At 62.5% G+C, this 21,927-nt stretch carries 21 protein-coding genes and 1 tRNA gene; 17 read left to right on the forward strand and 5 right to left on the reverse strand.

Annotation, left to right across the window (positions count from 1 at the left end):
- Positions 1–106: 106 nt before the first annotated feature.
- Entirely contained in the window at positions 107–1,048 is a 942-nt protein-coding gene (locus ACFSOZ_RS26300) for an N-formylglutamate amidohydrolase (protein ID WP_379102706.1), read from the reverse strand.
- Between the two features lie 163 nt (positions 1,049–1,211).
- On the opposite strand from ACFSOZ_RS26300, the gene cpdR reads away from it, so the two are divergent.
- Together cpdR and ACFSOZ_RS26310 are read left to right on the forward strand one after the other, a co-directional pair.
- The gene (gene cpdR, locus ACFSOZ_RS26305) at positions 1,212–1,574 is read left to right on the forward strand and encodes a cell cycle two-component system response regulator CpdR (protein ID WP_010911372.1); all 363 of its coding nucleotides are present in this window, start codon (positions 1,212–1,214) and stop codon (positions 1,572–1,574) included.
- A 196-nt stretch (positions 1,575–1,770) separates the two neighbouring features.
- Positions 1,771–1,845 (forward strand) — tRNA-Val (locus ACFSOZ_RS26310).
- 221 nt (positions 1,846–2,066) lie between these two features.
- Here the strand turns inward: ACFSOZ_RS26310 and ACFSOZ_RS26315 are convergent.
- A complete protein-coding gene (locus tag ACFSOZ_RS26315) occupies positions 2,067–2,270 on the reverse strand; it encodes a hypothetical protein (protein ID WP_379102708.1) in 204 nt (67 codons plus the stop codon).
- A 1,854-nt stretch (positions 2,271–4,124) separates the two neighbouring features.
- Here ACFSOZ_RS26315 and ACFSOZ_RS26320 point away from each other — a divergent pair.
- Together ACFSOZ_RS26320 and ACFSOZ_RS26325 are read left to right on the forward strand one after the other, a co-directional pair.
- Positions 4,125–4,331, forward strand: coding sequence for a hypothetical protein (locus tag ACFSOZ_RS26320; protein WP_379102710.1), 207 nt, complete (start codon positions 4,125–4,127; stop codon positions 4,329–4,331).
- A 69-nt stretch (positions 4,332–4,400) separates the two neighbouring features.
- Positions 4,401–4,601 carry a hypothetical protein gene (locus ACFSOZ_RS26325; protein ID WP_379102712.1) on the forward strand — a complete coding sequence of 67 codons (201 nt, stop codon included), beginning with the start codon at positions 4,401–4,403 and terminating at the stop codon, positions 4,599–4,601.
- 150 nt (positions 4,602–4,751) lie between these two features.
- On the opposite strand, the gene ACFSOZ_RS26330 is transcribed toward ACFSOZ_RS26325, so the two are convergent.
- The 3 genes from ACFSOZ_RS26330 to ACFSOZ_RS26340 all read right to left on the reverse strand — a co-directional run bounded on the left by ACFSOZ_RS26330 (position 4,752) and on the right by ACFSOZ_RS26340 (position 7,000).
- Positions 4,752–4,940: a hypothetical protein gene (locus ACFSOZ_RS26330; RefSeq protein WP_379102715.1), complete on the reverse strand. Its 189-nt coding sequence runs from the start codon at positions 4,938–4,940 to the stop codon at positions 4,752–4,754.
- A 69-nt stretch (positions 4,941–5,009) separates the two neighbouring features.
- Positions 5,010–5,780, reverse strand: coding sequence for a M15 family metallopeptidase (locus ACFSOZ_RS26335; RefSeq protein ID WP_379102716.1), 771 nt, complete (start codon positions 5,778–5,780; stop codon positions 5,010–5,012).
- A 59-nt stretch (positions 5,781–5,839) separates the two neighbouring features.
- Positions 5,840–7,000: a dihydrodipicolinate synthase family protein gene (locus ACFSOZ_RS26340; protein ID WP_379102719.1), complete on the reverse strand. Its 1,161-nt coding sequence runs from the start codon at positions 6,998–7,000 to the stop codon at positions 5,840–5,842.
- 241 nt (positions 7,001–7,241) lie between these two features.
- Between ACFSOZ_RS26340 and ACFSOZ_RS26345 the strand changes: the two genes are divergently transcribed.
- From ACFSOZ_RS26345 to ACFSOZ_RS26405, 13 genes are all read left to right on the forward strand, one after another.
- The gene (locus ACFSOZ_RS26345) at positions 7,242–8,300 is read left to right on the forward strand and encodes a LacI family DNA-binding transcriptional regulator (protein ID WP_379102720.1); all 1,059 of its coding nucleotides are present in this window, start codon (positions 7,242–7,244) and stop codon (positions 8,298–8,300) included.
- The gene (locus tag ACFSOZ_RS26350) at positions 8,297–9,313 is read left to right on the forward strand and encodes a Gfo/Idh/MocA family protein (RefSeq protein WP_379102722.1); all 1,017 of its coding nucleotides are present in this window, start codon (positions 8,297–8,299) and stop codon (positions 9,311–9,313) included. Before ACFSOZ_RS26345 ends, ACFSOZ_RS26350 begins: the two co-directional genes overlap by 4 nt.
- Positions 9,310–10,911, forward strand: a complete 1,602-nt coding sequence (locus tag ACFSOZ_RS26355; protein ID WP_379102725.1) for an acyl CoA:acetate/3-ketoacid CoA transferase — start codon at positions 9,310–9,312, stop codon at positions 10,909–10,911. The genes ACFSOZ_RS26350 and ACFSOZ_RS26355 overlap by 4 nt, the downstream gene beginning before the upstream one ends.
- Entirely contained in the window at positions 10,904–11,680 is a 777-nt protein-coding gene (locus ACFSOZ_RS26360; protein WP_379102728.1) for an enoyl-CoA hydratase/isomerase family protein, read from the forward strand. Before ACFSOZ_RS26355 ends, ACFSOZ_RS26360 begins: the two co-directional genes overlap by 8 nt.
- A gap of 15 nt (positions 11,681–11,695) precedes the next feature.
- The gene (locus ACFSOZ_RS26365; RefSeq protein WP_379102730.1) at positions 11,696–13,207 is read left to right on the forward strand and encodes an aldehyde dehydrogenase family protein; all 1,512 of its coding nucleotides are present in this window, start codon (positions 11,696–11,698) and stop codon (positions 13,205–13,207) included.
- A 59-nt stretch (positions 13,208–13,266) separates the two neighbouring features.
- Positions 13,267–14,520 (forward strand): ABC transporter substrate-binding protein, encoded by a 1,254-nt coding sequence (locus ACFSOZ_RS26370; protein WP_379102732.1) that lies wholly within the window; start codon positions 13,267–13,269, stop codon positions 14,518–14,520.
- A gap of 90 nt (positions 14,521–14,610) precedes the next feature.
- Entirely contained in the window at positions 14,611–15,567 is a 957-nt protein-coding gene (locus tag ACFSOZ_RS26375; RefSeq protein WP_379102734.1) for a carbohydrate ABC transporter permease, read from the forward strand.
- The gene (locus tag ACFSOZ_RS26380; protein ID WP_379102736.1) at positions 15,564–16,508 is read left to right on the forward strand and encodes a carbohydrate ABC transporter permease; all 945 of its coding nucleotides are present in this window, start codon (positions 15,564–15,566) and stop codon (positions 16,506–16,508) included. Before ACFSOZ_RS26375 ends, ACFSOZ_RS26380 begins: the two co-directional genes overlap by 4 nt.
- A 4-nt stretch (positions 16,509–16,512) precedes the next feature.
- On the forward strand, positions 16,513–17,628 hold the full coding sequence (locus tag ACFSOZ_RS26385; RefSeq protein WP_379102738.1) for an ABC transporter ATP-binding protein: 1,116 nt from the start codon (positions 16,513–16,515) through the stop codon (positions 17,626–17,628).
- Positions 17,629–17,633: 5 nt separating this feature from the next.
- Positions 17,634–19,151 carry a GMC oxidoreductase gene (locus tag ACFSOZ_RS26390; RefSeq protein WP_379102741.1) on the forward strand — a complete coding sequence of 506 codons (1,518 nt, stop codon included), beginning with the start codon at positions 17,634–17,636 and terminating at the stop codon, positions 19,149–19,151.
- Positions 19,148–19,909, forward strand: coding sequence for a 3-ketoacyl-ACP reductase (locus ACFSOZ_RS26395; RefSeq protein ID WP_379102743.1), 762 nt, complete (start codon positions 19,148–19,150; stop codon positions 19,907–19,909). Before ACFSOZ_RS26390 ends, ACFSOZ_RS26395 begins: the two co-directional genes overlap by 4 nt.
- Before the next feature lie 12 nt (positions 19,910–19,921).
- Entirely contained in the window at positions 19,922–21,550 is a 1,629-nt protein-coding gene (locus tag ACFSOZ_RS26400; protein WP_379102745.1) for a GMC family oxidoreductase, read from the forward strand.
- 13 nt (positions 21,551–21,563) lie between these two features.
- The gene (locus ACFSOZ_RS26405; RefSeq protein WP_379102747.1) at positions 21,564–21,881 is read left to right on the forward strand and encodes a Dabb family protein; all 318 of its coding nucleotides are present in this window, start codon (positions 21,564–21,566) and stop codon (positions 21,879–21,881) included.
- Positions 21,882–21,927: the final 46 nt, after the last annotated feature.

A 21,927-nucleotide genomic window follows, 5' to 3' on the forward strand; every position in this document is an offset into this window, starting at 1 on the left:
CAGGTTTTCCTGTCCATGCCCTCCTTGGGCGTTTCCTCCCTAGACTTCGACCGTATCGTGCAAACGATGCGGTCTTTTTTTACGCCGATTATCCCGGACTAGAGTTTCACTCCGCGGCCAGCGGCAGGTCGATAAAGTGATGGTCGGGCATCGCCATCAGATCCGCCGAAAATCGCGTCAGATCGTCGGCCAGCGCGTCGAAGCCGGCGACTTTCTCGAATGTCCGCTCGTTCATGTAGAGCCCGCGATTGACCTCGATCTGCAGCGCATGCAGATGGCGCGCCGGGCGGCCGTAGTGCTCGGTGATGAAGCCGCCGGCATAGGGCTTGTTGTGGGCGACGGTATAGCCCATCGCGGTGAGCAGGCCGATCGCCATCTCGGTCAAGGCAGCGGTGGCCGAGATGCCGAACCGGTCACCGATGATGAAATCGGGTCGCAGGCCGCTGTCGCCGACACGGATGCTCGCCGGCATCGAATGACAGTCGATCAGCACGGCAAAGCCGAACCGCGCATGGGTTCTGGTCAAAAGCCGTTTCAGCGTTTCGTGATAGGGCTTGTAGACGGCCTCGATGCGGGCGACCGCTTCGGCCAGTGGCAGGCGGCCGGAATAGATGTCGAGCCCCTCGCCGACCAGCTTCGGCACCGTGCCAAGCCCGCCAGCCACCCGCGCCGAGCGAATGTTGCAGAAGGACGGCACCGGCTCGGCGAACATGCGCGGATCGAGTTCCCACGGCTCACGGTTGACGTCGAGATAGGCGCGCGGGAAATTCGCCGCCAGCATCGGCGCACCGAGCGCCACGGCACCGCCGAACAGCTCGTCAACGTAACAGTCTTCCGACCGGCGGATGGCGTTGCGGTCCAGCCTTGCCATGGCAAGGAAGCGCTCCGGATAATAGCGGCCGCTATGCGGTGAGTTGAAGAGGAAGGGAACGCGCTGCTCGGCGCCCGACCGGATTTCGAAGGGTGGAAAGACCGAAAAATCCTCGGCTGCCGTCTTCAATTTGAACGAACCCGAAAACACCAGTGCATCATGATGTGAAAGTGCCACCTTGCTGGCCGCGTGTCCAGCATTTCAGCGGCAGCACACGCCGGGCAAATATGGATCATCCCCGTTCTCATTCACTTGATGTTTACCCTCACCTCCTCATATACAGGATGGTTAACGGGCTTGCCCAACGGCAATCTCGGGCGGGTGATTCGGACGGGACAAGATGGCACGCATTCTTCTGGCAGAAGACGACGACGATATGCGTCGGTTCCTCGTCAAGGCGCTGGAGCGCGCCGGCTACCAGGTCAGCGATTTCGACAATGGCGCCAGTGCCTACGAGCGGCTGCGCGAGGAACCGTTCTCGCTGCTGTTGACCGACATCGTAATGCCGGAGATGGACGGCATCGAGCTTGCGCGCCGTGCCACCGAGATCGATCCCGACCTCAAGGTCATGTTCATCACCGGTTTTGCCGCCGTTGCGCTGAACCCGGATTCCAAGGCTCCGAAAGACGCCAAGGTGCTGTCGAAGCCATTCCACCTGCGCGACCTCGTCAACGAGGTCGAGAAGATGCTTCACGCGGCCTGAGCCGCTTTCTGAGCCAATGCATGTCGCCCAAAAGTGGTCCCGGTTTTGGGAAAACGACATGCATGAAACAAAGACCTAAAGCGCGGCGCGCTTTGGGCGTCAGTGCCTGTTCGCCGCTGCGGCGAGACGCCGCCTTCTTTCCTTTTTCCTGCTATTGACGCGCTGGATCAAAAATGGTGTATGCGCGGCTTCGGATGGGCGTGTAGCTCAGCGGGAGAGCACTGCATTGACATTGCAGGGGTCACAGGTTCAATCCCTGTCACGCCCACCATCCTTTCAAACACTTAGCTAATACCCTCTCCCGCCTGGCACAGAACCCGGCTCTAAACCTCGGCCGCGTTCCTCTGGAAATCGACGTAGTGGTGACCATGTGCGCACATCGGCCGGCCCGCGTCATCGGTCCCTCCGTGGCACGGGCTTTCAAGGCCAGCTCGTGGTCAACGGCGTTGTGCTTCAGTCGCCGGAACTGTGAGGCGGCGCGCTGGACGACGCTCAAAACGGTGGAAGATACCACCAGAAGGCCTTGGCTTCCTCTTCGGGCGTCATCGGACGGACCTCCCATGAGTCAGTTCTCGCGATGTAACGTTTCCAAATGGGCGTGCCTTCTTCGCTGACGCTTTCGTGCCAGTCGGTAAACCCGATCAGCGGCAATAACGCTTCTCGGATCGATCGAAGCCGCAGTGCTGCCGTGTGCATGGGAATGACCTCCCTTCGCTGGTTACGGCGAGGAACCCGACCTATCCGTCAGCGCTCCGCCACCGATTCTTGCGCAGCCTCACCCCAGCACCACCGTGTAGCGTTGCCGACCGTTTTCCAGCGGTCCGGCGGCCATGGCGGGGGCTCGGGGTTTGACCGCCGGGCCTGACCGGCAAACGGGGTGGTTTTGCCGGCTGGCAAATTATAGGCCGTTTATTCGAATATTCAATTTCTCTAAAATGATCCGTATGAGCCGCAACCGACCGTGCCGCCGCTCGCGGATCCGCTACTGCCGGGGCTGTCGGCATGACCGCCTGGCTGGCCTTCACGCTCGCCGCTGGTGTCGTCCTGGCGCTGGCGTGGTGGCCGGCCTAGGGCGATTGACGTAAGGAAACCGGTCGGCCGAAACGCACGCTGGTGAGCCTGTTCAAAGCCCCCGCTTGTTCTTTCTGGCGAGCTCCGGATCGCACATTAGTCGAGCCTGCACAACTTTGTTGATCTCCCGCCAAACCATACGGTGGAGGACAAAAATGATGAAAGGCAGACTGATAATGAAGGCACCGACAAGACGAGATGCAACGTACTCATCGCATTTTCTTCCACACGAGATGCCGCCCGACAAGTTAGCGTTGGCGCCGGGGGCGCCGTCAATGAGCTACGGATAACGTTTTGTTGTCTGCGTCGCTTGCCGGCGCCAACGAGATCAGGAACATAATCCCTTCGTTGCGGCAACCTCTTCAACGGGAGATCGCCATGTCTCAAAAGACCCTCGTCGACACTCGGCCGCCCGCGAAACCATGTACGTCAATTGCGGGCATCCGATGTGCTGCAAATCGACAAAGCTCGATATCCAGGCGTAAGTCGAACGGCTCGGCCCAGATCACGGCTCGATGCACTGGGATCTGGTCGGGGTTTTCGGCTGCTCGAATTGCAAGGCCGCCCGCCGTGATCGCCGGCCGGTGTTCTTCACCGTTATTCCCGACTACGAAGGCCAACAGAGGGAGCGCAAATCGCGACTGGAAGCCGACTTTCGAACGAAGATGAATAGCATCGGCTTGCGGAACATTAGCGACCTCTAAATGTTTCTGCCTGGCGGTAGGTGATGCCCTCCATCACCTGCCGAAGATCGGGCCTCCATCGCCTGATCGGCCCGCGCCCTCCCGCAGAGGCGCGGGCTTTCAATTAACCATGCAAACACCAGCAAAGCGTGATCGGGAACTACACCTGACTAGATGCGTTGCATTGAATGCCTGCTCTTCCTGCAGGCGATAGCGGGAGGTTTGTATGGATCGGCGATCCTTCTTGACAGCAATGTTTGGCATTGCAGGGTTAGCGGCCTTTGCAAGCGCAGTTCGGCCTATCGACGCAGTGGCCGGTGTCCCAGGCGCCAGAAGCGGTATTCTCGATGAACTTGAGGCGCCAGACACAGAGACCTTCGACGACGAAGGTACTCAGGCGGAAGTGGAGCCGGTTTACCATCGGCGCTATTACCGCCGCCATTACCGCCGCTACCACCGCCGACGGGGTTGGAGAACGGTCTGCCGTCGTTATTGGCGACATGGTCGCCGGCACGTCCGATGCTACCGCAGGCGTGCTTGGGACATGTATCGGTATTAGCAGCTAGCCCGTGGATTCTAACGATCGGGCAGCGGCCCGAAAACCAGTCCCCGATCGATGAAAAGCCCGCCACGGGAGCGACCAGCGACTTCGTTAAGCGTTAGCTAATATAGATGAGCCCGCGTCATCCAATCGAGGGATGGCGCGCCTTATCCCCCTGCTCCACCTAATGGCAAGGCAAAGGGCGGCAACCCGGTTTTGCTGCCCAAGGGGCTTGCTGGCTCTAGGGGGCTAAATATGAGCAAAACGACTCTCATACTCGCAATCCTTGCGATCAGCATCGGCTGTGCCGATGCCAAGGACCGAAAAGTGAACCTGCCGGTTTGCACCGCGTCAAGCTCACTCGCCGAAATCCTGGGTGGCAAGTGCTACCTCGTCAAAGGTTCGATGATCTATGGCGACATCGCCGAACTTTCCCAGATAGTCATTTGGGCTGGTGGCTGAGCTGGCGGTCTGTGAAGGGTGCCCTTTGGCTATATTTTAGCTGTCTGAAAAGCCGGTAACGACTACGTGGTGAGCGTGTTCGAGAAGCCGCATTGGCGCGCCGCGCTGACCACCAGGGACAAGGAAAAGGCGCTCGCGCTCGCCAAGGAGATCGGCGACAAGGTGCGGGTCGAGGAAATCACGCCAAAGCCGAGGAAGCGCCAGAGGCCCGGCAGGCATTTCATAGGGCCGCTTCAACACGTCAAAGTTGAATGCGGCGTAGTTGCATAACTGCTAATATATCGATGGCGGGGCTGCCTTCGCGGAATGGCCGGCGCCTGTTGTATGGGCTTTGTGGTAAAAGGCACCGCCTGACAGCGGGGGTGAAAGCTCGTCGCTTCGCAAATGAGGCAACGGGCCGTCGACGAGTGAGGCGCCAGGCTATGCGCTCCCGTCCGTCTCGCTTTCCTCATCGATCATCCGCGCCGGCAGGTAGGCGTTCGTTTCCGAAAAGATCATGGACTGCGTCAAGCTGTTGAATTTATTCTGTCCTTCGACAGGAGCGAAGGCGACTTCTGCGGAAGAGCACTGCATTGACATTGCAGGGGTCACAGGTTCAATCCCTGTCACGCCCTCCATCCAATCCAGACAATCAATACATGGCGCCGAGTTTCCGCTGATCAGGCATCCAAGGGTCGGCTATCGCTGCTTTTCCTTGTAGATCAGCAATTCAGGCCGATATTCGAAATGCATGGTGTCGTAGTGATACCAGCGCCCTCCCCAGATAAAACCCTGCCCTTCAAACAGCGTGACGATTGATAAGGGAATGCGGTTCTTGAACGGGATACGGCCCTTGTCATCGGGCTTGTTCCAGAACCAATAGTCGGAATAACCGACATTGATGTCGAATGCGGCCCCGAAGGAATGGACGCTGAGTTGATCCGTGCCGGCGATGACCCGCCAATTGAAACCGCCGCCCGGCTTGAGGCCAAAGCGGCTTGTGTCGACGGGCATGTCTTGCAAGGCATTCGAGATCTGGGAGAGGCGCGCGTCGATACCGAAGAGTGACGTTATCCGAACCGGATACTTGCCCAGTTTGGGCAGCCATTTGACGCTCGTTAGATGATGGCCGACCGCTGCGGCACTGGCCCCATAAAGTTTTTTGAAAAAAGCCTCGTTGCGAATACGCCCGGGATCGAAATCCACGTCAGGGACAAGGTCTCCGGCACTGGCCGTCGGATAAACATAGTGGAACATGTCCTCGATATCTGGGGACTTGATCAGTTCCTCAGGGGTGGGCGTCTTGCCATCGTCCCACACCATTGTGGCACCATCCGACCACGTCACTGTGTTGCCCGAGATGGTAAAAAGGCCGGGGTAGGCTTCGAGCAGCGCAGCCTTGGCGTCAGCCTGATCGACGCCATCACCGCCTTGCGCAGCCGATAAGGGAATCGCCGCCAGCAAAACCACGAAAACGATAGAAATCCTTAGCTTCATTGACCGCATGGCATTTAGCGCACGAGCCCCCACTATTCCGAAATGCCCGCTACGGCGCAAAGACCTCTCATCCTGGCGACCGCCAGATCCGGATCGGCCAGCAATCCTGCCTGGTCGGCAAGGCGGAAGACATCGGCGTAGTGACGGATGCCGCGCGCCGACTGCATGCCGCCGACCATCGCGAAATGGTCCTGGTGGCCGTTCAGCCAGGCCATGAAGACGATGCCGGCCTTGTAATATTCGGTCGGCGCTTCGAAGATTTTTCGCGATAGCGGCACGGTCGGCGCCATCAGCGCGTCGTAGCCGGCGCGGTCGCCGTTCGCCAGCTTGGCCAGCGCCGCGTTGGCGACCGGCGCAATCGCGTCGAAAATGCCGAGCAGCGCATGCGAGTGTTTCCTGCTATCGCCGGCGATCAGTTCGGGATAGTTGAAATCGTCGCCGGTGAACATGACGACGTCGTCCGGCAGCCGGTTCCTGAGTGCGACCTCCTTGCCGGCATCGAGCAGCGAGATTTTTATCCCTTCCACCTTGCCGGCGTGGCGTTCGATGATGGCGACGATGGTGTCGAGCGCGGCCTCGAAATCGTTGCTGCCCCAATAGCCCTTCAGGGCCGGGTCGAACATATCACCCAGCCAGTGCAGGGTGACCTTGCCGGACGCCTGGCTCAGAATGCGGTCGTACACACGCGCATAGTCGTCCGGGCCCTTGGCGACAGCCGCCAGCGCGCGGCTGGCCATCATGATCGCCTTGCCACCCTGCCTCTCGATGAAAGCGAATTGCTGCTCATAGGCGGCGATGACATCGTCAAGCGTCCTGGCGGCGGCCGGCGCCAGATGGTCGGTGCCGGCACCCGAAGCGAGATCGGCGCCTTCGACGGTGCGCGCTTCCGCGATCGAGCGGCGGATCAATTCCTGTGCATTTGTCCAGTCGAAACCCATGCCGCGCTGCGACGTGTCCATCGCCTCGGCGATGCGGAACCCCAGTCGCCACAGGTGATGCCGGAACGCCATCGTCCTGTCCCAGTCGACCACGGGCCGCGACCACGGATCGGTCATATCAAGCGGATCGGCAACGACGTGCGCTGCGGCATAAGCGATGCGCGAAAACCGCGCGCCGATCACCGGCTGTACCGGATGGCCGACCAGCGCGTAGCGGCTGTTGCGGCCACCCTCACCAGGCAAGACAATGTCCATCGTTCTCTCCCCTTTTGCAGGCCTATAAATGGAACGTTCCAATAAATCAAGAACCTTTAGGATTCAGGGTCCATTCACTGGCAAATGCTGCGACGCAGCACAAAAGCCCTATAAAATGCGCCGTCAGGCCCCTCCTGATCAATTTTTCAAATTCAGAACGAACCCCGATTGACTCCGAGCAGGAGCAGTGATTAGAACGTTCCAATAGATTTGAACCCAAAAACCGGGAGGATGCATCTGGATGGCCAGCCGGGCCAAGGCGACGATATTCGACATCGCCCGCGAAGCAGGCGTGTCCAAATCGACGGTATCGCTCGTGCTCCAGGGCAGCGGGCTGATCCGGCCTGAGACCGCGGTCAAGGTTCGCAAGGCGATCGAGGATGTCGGTTACGTCTACAACCGCGGCGCCGCCAATCTACGCAAGGCTCACTCCAACGTCATCGGCATGGTCATCAACGATCTCACCAATCCTTTCTTCGCCGAACTGGCGGTCGGCATGGAGCGCGTCTTCCAGTCGGCCGGCATCGTGCCTTTCATCGCCAACACGGCGGAGAATCCGGTGCGCCAGGAAGAGGTGCTGAAATCGCTGATGGAACAAGGCGTCGCCGGCCTCATCGTGTCGCCGGCGCGCGGCACCACGCCGGGCGCCTTCCGGCGGCTGGAGACGGCGGGCGTTCCGGTCGTTTTCGCCATGCGCCGCCTGCCGGAAAGCCGCATCCCGGTGATCGCGCCCGACAATCATCGCGGCGCCTACCTTGCATCAGCCCATCTCATCGGCAAGGGCCACCGCCGGCTGGCCTTCTTTGGCGGCTCGTCCGACCTCGTGGTCTATCACGAACGGCTGGGCGGCTTTCGCGAAGCCTGCGAGACGCTTGGCATCGCCGCCCGCGACATGACTGTCGTCGAAGGAGAGACCAGCCGCAGGGGTGGCATTGCTTGCCTGGAAAACGCTCTGTCGATGCCGGAACCGCCGACCGCGGCCTTGTGCTTCAATGACGCGGTCGCTTTTGGCGTCATGCTGGCACTGCGCAAGCGCGGGCTTGAGCCGGGCGCGGATTTTGCCGTCGTCGGCTTCGACGATGTGGTCGAGGCCGAACACTACACGCCGGCTTTGACCAGCGTTTCGGTGGACACTGCCGGCCTTGGCGAACGTGCCGCCCATGTCATGCTGAAAATGATCCAGTCGCGCACCACGCGGGCTGAAGATCATATCGGTGCGGTCAATCTGGTGGTCAGGGAAAGCTGTGGTCCAGACCGCCGCACCCGAAACAGGCCCACAGGAATGGGAGACGCGGCATGAGCGTCAGATGGGGCTTGATCGGCGCCAGCACGATCGCCAGACAGTTCATGATCAACGCCATCCGCGCGCAAGGCGATGGCGAGATCGCGGCGGTGATGAGTTCCAACCCCGAGCGCGCCACCGCCTATGCCGGGGAAAACAACATTCCGCTGGCTGTCTCGACGCTTGATGCTCTGCTCGGTGCCGATATCGACGCCGTCTACATCTCGACCACCAACGAACTGCATCTCGAACAGGCACTCGCTGCCATCAAGGCGGGAAAGCATGTGCTGTGCGAAAAGCCGCTGGCGCTGACCAGCGCCCACGCGCGAACAATGGTTGCCGCGGCAAAAGCCGCGGGCATCGTCCTCGGCACCAATCACCATCTGCGCAACGCCGGCGCGCACCGCGCCATGCGTGACGCGATCGCCTCCGGCCATATCGGCAAGCCGATCGCCGCGCGCGTCTTTCATTCCGTCTATCTGCCGGAAAATCTGCAGGGCTGGCGCATCACAAAACCTGAGGCCGGCGGCGGCGTGGTGCTCGACATCACCGTGCACGATGCCGACACGCTGCGCTTCGTGCTCGGCGACGATCCGGTCGAGGTCTCGGCCTTCACGCAGTCGGCCGGCATGGCAGGCAGCGGGCTGGAAGACGGCGCCATGTGCATCTGGCGTTTCAGGTCGGGCGTCATCGCCCAGTCGCATGAAGGCTTCACCACCAAATTCGCCGGCACCGGTTTTGAGGTGCATGGCTCGGAAGGCTCGCTGATCGCCAGCAACGTGATGACGCAGAAGCCGGTCGGCTCGGTGTTGCTGCGCACAGCCAACGGCGAGGAGGAGCTGAGCTTCGACCGCGAGGACCTCTATTCACGCTCGTTGCGTCAGTTCCATGCCGCGATCCGCGGCGAAGGCCAGCCTTCCGCCACCGGCGAGGACGGCATCTGGTCGCTCACCGCTGCCGCGGCCGCACTGCAATCGGCCAGCTCCGGCAAGGCCGTCAAAATCGACCCGAAACTCGGGGGCAAGAATTGAGCAAGGTCGTTTCCGCAGCCCAGGCAGCAGGCCTGATCAGGGATGGCATGATCGTTTCGGTGTCGTCGTCGAGCGGTCTCGGCTGCCCGGACGCGGTGCTGGCCGCCATCGGCGAGCGCTTCGACAGCGAAGGCCATCCGAAGGACATCACCACGCTGCACCCGATCGCCGCCGGCGACATGTATGGTATCAAGGGCATCGACCATCTGGCCAAGCCCGGCCTGTTGAAGCGCACACTGTGCGGCTCCTATCCGTCAGGCCCCTCCTCGTCCGAACCGCCGCAGATCTGGAAGATGATCGGCGACAATTCGGTCGCCGCCTACAACGTGCCGTCCGGCATCCTGTTCGACATGCACCGCGAGGCCGCGGCCAAGCGGCCGGGCGTGCTGACCAAGGTCGGTCTCGACACCTTCGCCGACCCACGCCACCAGGGCTGCGCCATGAACGCGGCCGCCAGCGAGCCGATCGTTTCGGTGCAGCAGTTCGACGGCGAGGAATGGCTCTATTTCCGCTCGATCGTCCCGCATGTCGCGATCATCCGCGCCACCACGGCCGACGAGCGCGGCAACCTCACTTACGAGCATGAGGGCGCCTATCTCGGCGGGCTGGAGCAGGCGCTGGCCGCCCGCAACAATGGCGGCGTCGTCATTGCCCAGGTCAAGCGTGTCGTCGAGAACGGCACGCTGAAGCCGCATGACGTGCGCGTGCCCGGCGTGCTGATCGACCACATCGTCGTCGCGCCCGACCAGTTGCAGACGACGCTGACGCCCTATGATCCGGCGATCTCGGGCGAGATCTTCCGGCCGCTGTCGAGCTTCCGCAACGCCGAAATGAACGTCCAGAAGGTGATCGCGCGCCGCGTCGCCATGGAGCTTCGCGATGGCATGGCCGTCAACATCGGCTTCGGCATCTCGGCCAATGTGCCGCGCATCCTTCTCGAGGAAGGCCAGCACGGCAAGGTCACCTGGGTGATCGAACAGGGTGCGGTCGGCGGCGTGCCGCTGCTCGATTTCAAGTTCGGCTGCGCCTCGAACGCCGAGGCGATCATGCCCTCGCCGCACCAGTTCATCTATTTCCAGGCCGGCGGCTTCGACGCCTCGCTGTTGTCCTTCCTGCAGATCGACCGCCACGGCTCGGTCAACGTGTCGAAGCTGTCGGCACGGCCGCATGTCACCGCCGGGGCCGGCGGCTTCGTCGACATCACCGCGCGGGCGAAGAAGATCGTCTTCTCCGGCTTCTTCAATGCTGGGGCAAAACTCTCATTGGCCGATGGCGGCATCCGCATCGACCAGGAGGGCAAGGTCAAGAAAATCGTCAGCGAGGTCGAGCACATCTCCTTCTCGGGCAAGCGCGCGGTCGCGCAGGGGCAGGACATCACCTACGTCACAGAGCGCTGCGTGATGAAGCTGACGCCGGACGGTTTGGTCGTCACCGAACTCGCACCCGGCATCGACCTGCAGCGCGATGTGCTGGCCCAGGCCGAGATTCCGCTCGGTATCGCCAAGGACCTCAAGACGACACCGGAAGCTCTCTACCAGGATCGGTTGATCGGCCTGACGCTGAATGGCGGCGCCTCGCTTGGAGGCGCGCATGACTGATCGGCTCGTCACCTTTGAAACTGAAGGCGGCATCGGCATCGTCACCTTGCGGCGGCCGGAAAAGTTCAACGCGCTTGATATTCCGATGCTGCGGGCGCTGGAGACAGTGCTCGACGAGGCGGAGGCGGCCAACGACGTGCGCGTCGTGTTGCTGCGCGGCGAGGGCAAGGGCTTTTGCGCCGGCGGCGATGTCGAGGCGTGGGCGCAGATGAGCGCTGCCGATTTCCAGGTGCAATGGGTACGCTACGGCCACCGCGTCTTCGACCGGCTGGCGCGGCTGCGGCAGCCGACCATCGCCGTGCTGTCCGGCCATGCACTGGGCGGCGGGCTGGAATTGGCGGTCGCCTGCGACTTCCGCGTGGCGGAAACACAGGTGAAATTGGGCTTCCCCGAAACCTCGATCGGCGTCGTCCCGGGCTGGTCCGGCACGCAGCGTGCCGTACGTCGCTTCGGTGCGCAAACGGTGCGGCGCATGGCACTGGGCGGCGAGATTCTGCTCGCGCCCGAAGCGCTGGCGCTTGGCGTGGTCGACCGGGTGGTCGGAACCGGCAGCGGCCTGACCGAAGCCAAGGCCTGGGCCGGAAAAATCGCCGAGCGCGGCCCGCTGGCGACGGAGGCCGCCAAATTGATGATCGCGGTGGCCGAAGGCGAGGAAAGTGCTGCCGCGACCGAAGCGCTGGCCAGCGGCTTTATCGCCCTGACCGGCGATCTCAAGGCCGGCGTCGACGCTTTCAAGGCCAAACAGAAACCAGCATTTTCACGATCCTGAGGATTCTGAAGTCAGATGAACGCCCCTCTCAACATCATCATGCCCGCCGAGGCATCCGCAGCGCCAGGAACCTATCGGCTGCTGATCGACGGCAAGCATGTCGATGCCCGCGACGGCCGCACGCTGGAGCGCAAGAGCCCAGGCCACGGCTTCACCGTCTCGCATTATGCACAGGCCGGCGAAGCCGAAGTCGAAGCCGCGGTGCAGGCAGCGCACAAGGCGTTCGAGACCGGTCCGTGGCCGCGCATGAAGGCGGCCGAGCGCGCCGCGATCCTGCTCAAAACGGCCGATTTGATCGAGGCACGGCTGGAAGACATCGCCCGGCTCGATGCGCTGGAATCGGGCAAGCCGATCGCCCAGGCGCGCGGCGAGATCGGCGGCGCCGTCGACATCTGGCGCTACGCCGCATCGCTCGCCCGCACACTGCACGGCGAATCCTACGCCAATCTCGGCGACGCCATGCTGGGCGTCGTGCTGCGCGAGCCGGTCGGCGTCGTTTCGATCATCACGCCGTGGAACTTCCCCTTCCTCATCGTCAGCCAGAAACTGCCCTTCGCGCTCGCCGCCGGCTGCACGGCGGTGGTCAAGCCGAGCGAAATGACCTCGGCCTCGACCTTCGTGCTCGGCGACATCCTGATGCAGGCCGGCGTGCCCGCCGGCGTCGTCAACATCCTCGCCGGTCTGGGCGCCGATGTCGGCGCGCCGATGGTCAGCCATCCGCTGGTCGAGATGGTCTCGTTCACCGGCTCCACCCGCGTCGGCAAGATGACCATGGCCTCGGCCGCTCAGTCACTGAAGAAAGTCTCGATGGAGCTCGGCGGCAAGAACGGCCAGATCGTTTTCCCAGACGCGGACCTCGAAGCGGCCGCCGACGCGGCGGTGTTCGGCGGCTTCTTCAATGCCGGCGAATGCTGCAATGCCGGCAGCCGGCTGATCGTGCACGAGGCGATCGCCGACGATTTTCTCAGCACGGTCAAGGCGCTCACCGCCAGGGTGACCGTCGGCGATCCGCTTGACGACCGCACCAAGGTCGGCGCGATGATCTCTTCGGACCATCTGGCCAAGGTGACAGACTACGTCGCGGCAGCGGCAAGCAACGGCAGCAGCGTCTACAGCGGCGGCAAGCAGTTGGCCTCGAATGCAGGCCAGTATCTCGATCCCACCATCATCCGCGGCGTCACAGAGGACATGGCCATCGCGCGCGAGGAAGTGTTCGGGCCAGTGCTCTCGGTGCTGACTTTTGAATCGATTGAAAAGGCGTTGCACATCGCCAACAACACGCCTTATGGTTTATCTGCGGGCGTATGGAGCGCCAGCATCGACACCTGTATGTTGGTGGCGCGGAATGTGCGTTCGGGAACCGTCTGGGTAAACACGTTCATGGAAGGTTATCCCGAGCTGCCATTCGGAGGCTACAAGCAGTCCGGTCTCGGACGCGAACTCGGCAAACGCGCTGTCGAGGATTATACCGAAGAAAAGACAATCCAGTTTCATCGCGGCCAGCGCACCGGATGGTGGGTCGGCTGAGTTGAGAAGAACCCGGCGGGCATCCGCCGGTCGTGTAGATGCAACAAGGGAGGAAGTACATGTTGCGCAAACTTCTTATCGGAACGGCTCTCGCATCGGGCCTTGCTTTCGCGGCCCATGCCGAGGACGTCAAGGAAGTCCAGATGCTGCATTGGTGGACGTCGGGCGGCGAAGCGGCTGCTCTCAACGTCCTCAAGGGCGATCTGGCCAAGGAAGGCTATGCCTGGAAGGACGTGCCGGTGTCCGGCGGTGGCGGCGACCCCGCAATGGTCGCGCTGAAGGCAATGGTGGCTGCCGGCAATCCGCCGACCGCCTCGCAAATGCTCGGCTACACCGTGCTCGACTACGCCGCAGCCGGCAAGATGGGAGACCTCACGGCCATCGCCGTCAAGGAAGGCTGGGACAAGGCTGTTCCCGCGGCGCTGCAGAAGTTTACCATCTATGAAGGCAAATGGGTCGCGGTGCCCGTCAACGTCCATTCGGTCAACTGGCTGTGGATCAACAAGGCCGTCATGGACAAGATCGGCGGCACTGAGCCGAAGACCTTCGACGACCTGATTGCCCTGCTCGACAAGGCCAAGGCGGCGGGCGTCATCCCGCTCGCTCTCGGCGGCCAGAACTGGCAGGAAGCCACCATGTTCGACTCGGTCGTGCTGTCGACCGGCGGACCTGAGTTCTACAAGAAGGCCTTCAACGACCTCGACGACGCTTCGCTCAAGTCCGACACGATGAAGAAGTCGTTCGACAACCTGGCCAAGCTCGTCACCTATGTCGACCCGAACTTCTCGGGCCGCGACTGGAACCTTGCCACCGCCATGGTCATCAAGGGCGACGCACTGGTTCAGGTCATGGGCGACTGGGCCAAGGGTGAGTTCCACGCCGCCAACAAGACCCCGGGCACCGACTTCCTGTGCTATCGCTTCCCGGGCACCGACGGCAGTGTCGTTTACAACTCCGACATGTTCGGCATGTTCGATGTTGCGGACGATCGCAAGGCCGCCCAGGCCGCCTTGGCCACCGCCACCTTGTCGAAGAGCTTCCAGTCGGCCTTCAATGTCGTCAAGGGTTCGGTTCCGGCCCGTACCGACGTGCCTGACACCGACTTCGACGCTTGCGGCAAGAAGGGCATCGCCGACCTGAAAGCCGCTAACGAGAAGGGCACTTTGTTCGGCTCGCTTGCGCAGGGTTACGGCGCGCCTCCGGCGATCGCCAATGCCTACAAGGATGTCGTGACCAAGTTCGTCCACGGCCAGATCAAGACCTCGGACGAAGCCGTGACCGAACTGGTCAAGGCGATCGACGACGCCAGGTAAGCGTCACACACCCAAAACGCCTTCCCCGCTCCGGCGGGGAAGGCTCCGATCCGCGAACCTGGTTGGCCTCGCGTCGACGGGAGGAGCCCTATGAGCACGGTAGCCACAAGCCAGATCAAGCTGACGCCAGAGCACGTCCGTCCGCGCGCCTCGGTGCGCTCGCGCCTGCAGGACGCGCTGCCGAAGATCGTGCTGGCGCCGAGCTTCGCCATCACCATCGTCTTCGTCTACGGCTTCATCCTGTGGACGATCTACCTGTCCTTCACCAATTCAAAGACCTTCCCGTCCTATGTCATCACCGGTCCGCGTGCCTATCGGCGGCTGTGGGGTTGGACCTTCGACACCGACCCGCCATCGAGCTGGTACACGTCGATCACCAACATGGGCATTTTCGGCTTCCTCTACATCTTTATCTGCCTGGCGCTCGGCCTGTTCCTGGCGATCCTGCTCGACCAGAAGATCCGCGGCGAAGGCGTGCTGAGGCCGATCTATCTCTACCCGATGGCGCTGTCCTTCATCGTCACCGGCGTTGCCTGGAAATGGTTCCTCGATCCCGGCCTCGGCCTCGAGCAGACCTTGCATCAATGGGGCTGGACGAGTTTCCATTTCGACTGGATCAAGAACAAGGATTTCGTCATCTACACGGTGGTCATCGCCGGCGTCTGGCAAGCCTCGGGCTTTATCATGGCGATGTTCCTGGCCGGTCTGCGCGGCATTGACGGCGAGATCATGAAGGCGGCGCAGATCGACGGCGCCACCACCTTCCAGCTCTATCGCCGCATCGTCATTCCGCTGTTGCGGCCGATCTTCCTGTCGGCCTTCATCGTGCTCGCCCACCTCGCCATCAAGTCCTACGATCTGGTCGTGGCGTTGACCAGCGGCGGCCCCGGCGGCTCGGCCTGGCTGCCGTCGAACTTCATGTATGAGTACACTTTCAAGCGCAACGAGATGGCCGTCGGCTCGGCCAGCGCCGTGATCATGCTGATGACCATCGTCGCCATCATCGTGCCCTATCTCTATTCCGAACTGCGGGAGAAGCCGCGATGAGCGCTGTCACAACTCGCGCCCGTCAGGCCTCTGGCGGCGTCAACGTCAAGTTCGTCAACCGCATCGTCATCTACGGGCTGCTGGCGCTGTTCGCGCTGTTCTACCTGATGCCGCTGTTCGTCATGCTGGTCACCTCGTTCAAGACCATGGACGAGATCCAGAACGGCAACATGCTGGCGCTGCCGCAGGCGCCGACCTTCGACCCGTGGCTGAAGGCCTGGGGCGAGACCTGCGTCGGCCTCACCTGCGCCGGCATCAAGGGCTATTTCTGGAACTCCATCAAGATGGTGGTTCCGGCGGTGCTGATCTCGACCATGCTCGGCGCGCTCAACGGCTACGTGCTGACCAAATGGCGTTTTCGTGGCGCGACACTGGTCTTCGGGCTGATGCTGTTTGCTTGCTTCATCCCGTTCCAGTCGGTGCTGTTGCCGATGGCGACGATCCTCGGCAGCATCGGCCGTTTCGGCGTGACGCTGCAGAATGCGACCGGAACCAGCTTCGGCCTCGGCAACCCGACCGTCAATCTCGTCTTCGTCCACGTCGTCTACGGCATCGGCTTCACCACGCTGTTCTTCCGCAACTATTACGAGGCGTTCCCGACCGAACTGGTCAAGGCGGCGCAAGTCGACGGCGCTTCCTTCTTCCAGATCTTCCGCCGCATCATGCTGCCGAACTCGATGCCGATCTTCGTCGTCACCGTGATCTACCAGTTCACCAACATCTGGAACGACTTCCTGTTCGCCTCGGCTTACGCCGGCACCGGCGATGCGATGCCGATGACGGTGGCGCTCAACAACGTCGTCAACACCTCGACAGGCGTCGTCGAATACAACGTCAACATGGCGGCCGCGATGATCGCGGCGTTGCCCACCCTTCTCGTCTATGTGCTCGCCGGCCGCTATTTCGTGCGCGGTCTGATGGCGGGCGCCGTCAAAGGATAATCTGATGGCTTTTCTGGAAATTGATGGCCTGAGAAAGCGCTTCGGCCAGGTCGAAATTCTCAAGGGGATCGATGTCGAACTCGAGAAGGGCGGCTTCCTGGTGCTGGTCGGCCCGTCCGGCTGCGGCAAGTCCACGCTTCTGAACACCATCGCCGGCCTCGAAACGATCACTTCGGGCGAAATCCGCGTCGAAGGACGCGCCATCAACGATCTGCATCCGTCGAAGCGCGACATCGCCATGGTGTTCCAGAGCTATGCGCTCTACCCGAACATGACGGTGGCCGGGAACATCTCCTTCGGCATGGAGATGCGCGGCGTGCCGGCCGCAGAGCGTCAGAAGGCGATCGACAAGGTGGCCAAGGTGCTGCAGATCGGCCACCTGCTGCAGCGCAAGCCGAGCCAGCTTTCCGGCGGCCAGCGCCAGCGCGTCGCCATGGGCCGGGCGCTGGTGCGCGACCCCAAACTGTTCCTGTTCGACGAACCGCTGTCCAACCTCGACGCCAAGCTGCGCGTCGACATGCGTATCGAGATCAAGCGCCTGCATGCGACCACCGGCACCACCATCGTCTATGTCACCCACGACCAGATCGAGGCGATGACGCTGGCGACCAAGATCGCCGTCATGCGCGACGGCGAGGTGCAGCAGTTCGGCACCCCGGCCGAGATCTACAACAACCCAACCAATCTCTTCGTCGCCGACTTCATGGGCTCGCCGGCGATGAACCTGATCCCCGCGACGATCGGCACAAAAGGCAACGCGCTGTCCGTCGTGTTGCAGCGTGAAGCGCGCGAGCCGATCTCGCTGCCGATGGCCAATGCGCCGGCTGGCCTGTCGGCATTCCAGGGTAAGCCGATCATCTTCGGCGTCCGCCCCGAAGCCCTGACCGATCCGGAAGGCGCCGAGCGCAACGCCTCCAACATCGCCACCGCCGACTGCCATATCGAGGTGGTGGAACCGGCAGGCTCGGACACCTTCGCCGTCACCAATCTTGGCGGCAAGGGTGTGGTGGCGCGGCTCCGCGCCGACGCCAACATCCAGCCCGGCACCAGCACGCCGCTCGCCTTTAACCTGACCAAGGCGGTGTTCTTCGATCCGGCGACCGAGAACCGCATTCGCTGACGGCCATGACAAATCCGGACATCGTCATCATCGGCTCCGGCATCGGCGGCGCCACGATCGCCTCCGGCCTGGCCGGTTGCGGCGCATCGATACTGATGCTGGAGCGTGGCGAGCCGTTGCCGGCAACGCCGCATGCGCGCGACACGCGGTCCATCTTCGTAGACGGCCATTACCGGCCGAAGGAGATGTGGCGCGAAGCCGGCGGTGCGGCCTTCAACCCTGGCAACTACTACTATGTCGGCGGCAATTCGAAATTCTACGGCGCGGTGCTGATCCGCTACCGTAAAGAGGATTTCTCCGCCATGGAGCACTTTGGCGGGGTCTCGCCGGCATGGCCGTTTTCCTATGAGCAATTCGAGCCCTGGTACTCGAAGGCCGAGCAGCTGTTTCGTGTGCGCGGCACACTGGGCGAAGATCCGACCGAGCCGTTCCACTCAACCCCCTATGCCTTCAAGCCGGTGCCCGACGAGGCGCCGATCGCACGCGCCCGCGCCGAACTCAAGGGCCTCGGCCTGCATCCAGCCTCGCTGCCGCTCGGCGTCGACATCGACACCTGGCTGAAAGACGGCAAGACCGGCTGGGATGCGTTCCCCAACACCGGACAAGGCAAGGTCGACGCGCAAACAGGACCGCTGACGGCGGCACTGACCGACCCGAACATCAAGCTCGAGACCGGCGCTTATGTCGAATATCTCGAAGCCTCGGCCGACGGCAAAACCATCGTCGCCATTCACTACCGGCAGAACGGCGAATTGAAAAAGCTGACGCCGAAGCTGGTCATCCTCTCCGCCGGCGCGATCAATTCCGCCGTCATCCTGCTGGGCTCGCCATCGCCCAACAATGGCAAGGGAGGTGGCAAGGGCCTCGCCAACCGCTCCGACCAGGTCGGCCGCAATTTCATGAACCACAATTCCAGCGCCATGCTGGCGATCGATCCGCGCCGCAGGAACGATGCCATCTACCAGAAGACGCTGATGCTGAACGACTACTACCTGTCCGACGGCAAGGGCGGCAAGCCGCTCGGCAACGTCCAGCTTCTCGGCAAGATCGACGGCAACATTCTCAGCGCCAATGTGAAGTTCGCGCCGAAATTCGCACTCGATTTCATGGCCGGCCACGCCGTCGACTGGTACCTGATGTGCGAGGACCTTCCCGACCCGGAAAGCCGCATCATGGTCGACGGCAAGGACATCGTCATGCAATGGCGGCGCTCCAACATGCAGTCGCTCGACGGGCTGACCAAGGTGATGCGTGAAAACTTCCGCGCCTGTGGCTATCCGATCGTGCTGTCGCGCCCCTTCGACAAGCGCACGCCCTCGCACCAGTGCGGCACGGTGAAGATGGGCGACGATCCGGCGACCTCGCCGCTCGATGCATTCTGCCGGTCCTTCGATCACCGGAATCTGTTCGTCGTCGATGGCGGCTTCCTGCCGAACTCGGCCGCCGTAAACCCGGCACTGTCGATCGCCGCGCAAGCGCTGCGCGTCGCCGATCACATCCGCAGGACGGAACTCGCGGCATGACCCGTCCCGCAGCCATCGTTACCGGCGGCGCGCGCGGCATCGGTCTTGCCTGCGCCCAGGCGCTGGCGGAGTCCGGCTTCGATATTCTGGTCGCCGACCTTGCCGAAACAGCCGCCGACGGACTTGCTACCGACATCACCACGCGCGGCGCAAAATTCGCCTATTTCAGCTGCGACATTGCAGATCTCGCCGGTCACACAGCACTGGTCGACGCGGCGATGCGCGCCTTCGGCCGCATCGACTGTCTGGTCAACAATGCCGGCGTCGGTGCGGTCGTGCGCGGCGACCTCCTGGCCCTCAAGCCGGAGAACTTCGACCGGGCGCTCGGCGTCAATCTGCGCGGCACCGTGTTTCTCAGCCAGGCCGTCGCCAGAGCGATGCTGGCTACACCGGGCGATCACCCGAAATCGATCATCACCATCACCTCGGTCAGCGCCGAAATGGCGTCGCCGGAACGACCGGACTACTGCATCTCGAAAGCGGGGCTGTCGATGTGGGTCAAGAACCTGGCGCTCAGGCTCGCCGCCGAAAACATCGCTGTGTTCGAGGTGCGACCAGGCATCATCCGCACCGACATGACATCAGGCGTAACCGCCAAATACGGCGCCTTGATCGACGGTGGGCTGGTGCCGGCAAAGCGCTGGGGCGAGGCGTCGGACATCGGTGCGGTGGTGGCGGCATTGGCCGGCGGCAAGCTCGGCTTTTCGACTGGCTCGATCATCAATGTCGACGGCGCGCTCTCCGTGCCGCGACTGTAAGTGGACAGTGTCATGACCGACTACATCATCGTGGGTGCCGGTCCCGCCGGTTGCGTTCTGGCCAACCGGCTGAGCGAGAATCCGGCGAATTCGGTGCTGCTGCTGGAGGCCGGCGGCAAGGACTGGCACCCCTATATCCATATGCCGGCGGGCTTTGCCAAGATGACCAAGGGCATCGCCTCCTGGGGCTGGTCGACCGTGCCGCAGAAGCATATGAAGGACCGCGTCTTCTGGTATACACAGGCCAAGGTGGTTGGCGGCGGCTCCTCCATCAATGCCCAGATCTACACGCGCGGCAATGCCCGCGACTACGATGCCTGGGAGAAGGAAGAGGGTCTCGTCGGCTGGGGCTACCGCGATGTGCTGCCCTATTTCAAACGCGCCGAGAACAACCAGCGCTACGCCAATGACTTTCATGGCGACCAGGGTCCGCTCGGTGTGTCGAACCCGATTTCGCCGCTGCCGATCTGCGAGGCCTATTTCCGCGCCGGCCAGGAGATGGGCATTCCCTTTAATCCGGATTTCAACGGCGCCAGCCAGGAGGGCGTCGGTTATTACCAGCTGACCCAGAAGGATGCCCGGCGTTCATCCGCTTCGGTCGCCTACCTCAGACCGATCCGCGCCCGCAAGAACCTCAGCGTCAGGACCGACGTGCTGGTGACGCGCATCGTCGTCGAGAAAGGCCGCGCCATCGGCGTTGAGGTCGTCGACAGGCCGGGCGGCGAGAAGAAAATCCTGCGCGCCGGGCGCGAGGTGATCGTCTCCTCCGGCGCCATCGGCTCGCCGAAGCTGTTGATGCAGTCGGGCATCGGTCCTGCCGACCATCTGAAGGCGGTTGGCGTCACGCCGGTGCATGACCTGCCAGGCGTCGGCTCCAACATGCAGGACCATCTCGACTTGTTCGTCATCGCCGAATGCACCGGCGACCACACTTACGACAACTACGCCAAGCTGCACCGCACGGCTTGGGCCGGCCTGCAATATCTGCTGCTGAAAAAGGGACCGGTGGCCTCCAGCCTGTTCGAGACCGGCGGCTTCTGGTACGCCGACCCGACCGCCGCCTCGCCCGACATCCAGTTCCATCTCGGCCTCGGCTCCGGCATCGAGGCCGGCGTCGAGAAGCTGAACAACCCGGGCGTCACCCTGAACTCGGCCTTCCTGCGGCCGCGCTCGCGCGGCACGGTGCGGCTGAAGAGCGCCGACCCGGCCGACCACCCGCTGATCGATCCGAACTACTGGTCCGATCCCTACGATCGCGCCATGTCGATCAAGGGGCTGAGGCTGGCGCGCGAGATCATGCGGCAGAAGGCACTTCAGCCCTACGTGCTGCGCGAAGTGCTGCCCGGCCCGTCGCTCGCCAGCGACGACGAGCTGTTCGACTATGCCTGCCGCAGCTCCAAGACCGACCATCATCCCGTCGGCACCTGCCGCATGGGCCATGACGACATGGCGGTGGTGACACCCGATCTGCGCCTGCGCGGCATCGAAGGCCTGCGGGTCTGCGACGCCTCGGTGATGCCGCGTGTGCCCTCCTCCAACACCAATGCGCCGACCATCATGGTCGGCGAGAAGGGTGCCGACCTGATCCTTGGCCGAGAGCCGCTGCCGCCGGCGGTGTTTTCCGGAAACCGTGCAGCTTGAAGGGACCCTGAAGATGATCAGGCACTGTGTTTTCGCCAGGTTTCGCAATGATGTTCCCGCCGCCGAGCGTGCGGCGATCCATGCTGACCTCGAGGCGCTGCGACAGGTGATCGACGGCATGGACACCGTCGAATTCAGCGCCAATGTCAGCCCTGAGCAGTTCGCGCGCGGCTTCACCCACGGCTTCACCATCGATTTCCGCGATCCCGCCGCCCGCGACGCCTATCTGGTGCATGAAGCCCATCAGCGCGCCGGCGCCCGGCTGGTTGCAGCCCTCGAAGGCGGCACTGACGGGTTGATGGTCTTCGATCTCGACCTTACGAAAAAGTGACCGCCGGTTTTTCGAAAGCCGGCTGATGGCTGTTCTCTTTTGCGAA

The sequence above is a fragment of the Mesorhizobium newzealandense genome (assembly GCF_042682145.1).
In the GTDB taxonomy this organism is placed as follows: Bacteria; Pseudomonadota; Alphaproteobacteria; order Rhizobiales; family Rhizobiaceae; genus Mesorhizobium; species Mesorhizobium newzealandense.